Source organism: Catellatospora sp. NPDC049609 (genome assembly GCF_040675365.1).
In the GTDB taxonomy this organism is placed as follows: domain Bacteria; phylum Actinomycetota; class Actinomycetes; order Mycobacteriales; family Micromonosporaceae; genus Catellatospora.
In genome coordinates this window covers 1-2,369 of sequence record NZ_JBFAOU010000407.1, presented here as the reverse complement: position 1 = coordinate 2,369, position 2,369 = coordinate 1, and the positions used below count along the sequence as shown (strand labels likewise).

2 protein-coding genes are annotated in these 2,369 nt (G+C 69.2%); both read left to right on the top strand.

The genetic code is table 11. The features are described from left to right. Window positions 1-525: ATP-binding cassette domain-containing protein (locus tag AB0J67_RS40670; protein WP_363491101.1), on the top strand; the 525-nt coding region annotated here is incomplete at its 5' end. 79 nt (window positions 526-604) lie between these two features. After that, window positions 605-1,417, top strand: a complete 813-nt coding sequence (locus AB0J67_RS40665) for a class I SAM-dependent methyltransferase (protein WP_363491099.1) — start codon at window positions 605-607, stop codon at window positions 1,415-1,417. Window positions 1,418-2,369 lie beyond the last annotated feature (952 nt).

Here is a 2,369-nt window from a genome sequence, read left to right as displayed (position 1 = left end):
TTCCACGAGACCATCGCGGAGAACCTGCGCTACGCCAAGCCCGACGCCACCGACGACGAGCTGTGGGAGGCGCTGCGGGCCGCGCAGATCGACGCCCTGGTCCGGGCCACCCCCGACGGGCTGGACACCGTGGTGGGCGAGCGGGGCTACCGGTTCTCCGGCGGCGAGAAGCAGCGCATCGCCATCGCGCGGCTGCTGCTGAAGGCCCCGTCGATCGTCATCCTGGACGAGGCCACCGCGCACCTGGACTCCGAGAGCGAGGCCGCGGTGCAGGCGGCGCTGTCCACGGCGCTGGCCGGCCGGACGGCGCTGGTCATCGCACACCGCCTGTCCACGGTCCGCGAGGCCGACCAGATCCTGGTCCTCGACGGCGGCCGGATCGTCCAGCGCGGCACCCACGAGCAGCTGCTCGCCGAGGGCGGCCTCTACGCCGACCTCCACCACACCCAGTTCCTTACACGTGACTTGCACCGAACCAGCAACCACTACGCTGCCAATGCCAAACTGCGGCACGATGAGGGGTGACTAAATGTCCGGAGCACCCCAGGGGAAAGGCCAGCCCGCAGAGGTGATCGCGTATCCGCCCGAATTCCGTCGGGGTGACATGACCGAATTCGACGAGGACGAGCGACGGACGTGGCGGGGACGCGCGGCGACGTACGAGCGCAGCTTGGCACAACTGTGTGCGTACCCGGTCCGGTCACTGCTGGACGCGGCAGGGGTCGTTGCGGGCGACCGGATGCTCGACGTCGGCACTGGGCCCGGCACCGTGGCGGCGCTAGCCTGCGAGCGTGGTGCGGCGGTCACCGCGGTCGACGCCGAGGACAGCATGCTTGACGCGGCCCGGCGCAACGCGCCCGAAGCCCTCGTCCAGCACGGCATCCTGCCCAGGCTCGACTTCGGCGACGGCGCGTTCGACGCGGTAACCGCCAACTTCGTGCTCAACCACGTGGGCGACCCGCCCGCGGCACTGGCCGAGCTGCGCCGAGTCGCCCGAGCTGGCGGCCGGATAGCGTTCACCATCTGGCCATATCCCGTGTCGCCGCTACAGCGGCTGTGGCGTGACGTGTCAGCGGCACTGGACGTGCCCGCGTCGGCGCTGCCGCTGGCCGCGGCGCGAGCGGACTTTGCGCGTACGCCCGAGGGCTTATACAGCCTGATGGAACAGGTGGGCCTGGTCGACCTGGCCTGCCACGAAGTCTCCTGGACGCACCACACCGACCCGGAGGACTGGTGGGCCGCGCCTGCCCACGGCATCGGGTTCCTTGGGAAGTTGCTGGCAAGCCTGCCGCCGGAGGGTGTAGCCGAGGCGCGAGCCCACTTCGAACGGCTTGCCAACGACTACCGGATCCCCGACGGCAGACTCGCCCTGCCCACCAGCGCGCTGATCGCCTCCTGCACGGTCCCATCACGGTAGGGGCGTTGGGGAGACCTCCGGTGCCGGCACAACCACTTCAGCGCCTCGCGCTCGCCTCCGTTAGCTCCGGCAGTACAAAGTTCGGCTGCAACCATCGCCCCTACCAGATTTAGCGATCTTATACGCAATAGTTGGGGTCGCGTAGTGAACCACGCCGACCGTTTCACCCGGCGATGCTGCGGTCGGAGACCACCGCGGCGACCGCATCGACGCCCTCAGGAGCAGTTCACGTCGTCCGGTGTACCGCTGCAGCATCCGCCACCACTTCATCGTGGCCGGCGGCCAGCAGCGTCCGCGGATCGGTGAAGCGTTCCAGCACGGCCAGGTCGGCCCGGCCCGGCCCGGGTCGCCGGTCAGCGGCGGGACGGGCATCAGCTGCCGGACCATGTCCTGGATCCGGACTTTGCGCTCGGCTGCTGCCATTGTCAGCCGGTTGCAGGCACGGACCTGCCTGTCAAGGGCGGCCTGTTCTGCGCATGGCAGCCGCAGCGGTTGCAGCCCGCACGCGTCGATCAACGGCAGCCGGGCGAGGGTGTCGGCGTCGATTTCTCGGACCACCGCACCGACCTCCGCCAGGCGCACGGTGCGCCGCTGACACCGCTCCAGCACACGGGCACCTGCTCACGGAACGTCCGACGGTAGCCATACTTTGGCCATACCGCCGACGCATGCGTACGACGAGCAGCACGACGTGCATCGACGCACCCATCGTTCACGGTCCACGCGTGACTGTAGCCGTGCACACGCGTGGTGTGCGGCGCCGCACTCCGGGCAGAGCACCGCCTACGCCGTGGTCCGCCCCCGCACCAGGATCCGTTTCGCTCTCGTCCGTCACCTCCTCCACGACTAGCTTGTCTTTTAACCTGTGCGCCGAGGCCTTGGGGTAGTCGATTTCTTCCCCTTGGCCTCGGCGCGATTGGTGTTCGCCCTGACGACGTGGACGTCGTGACGC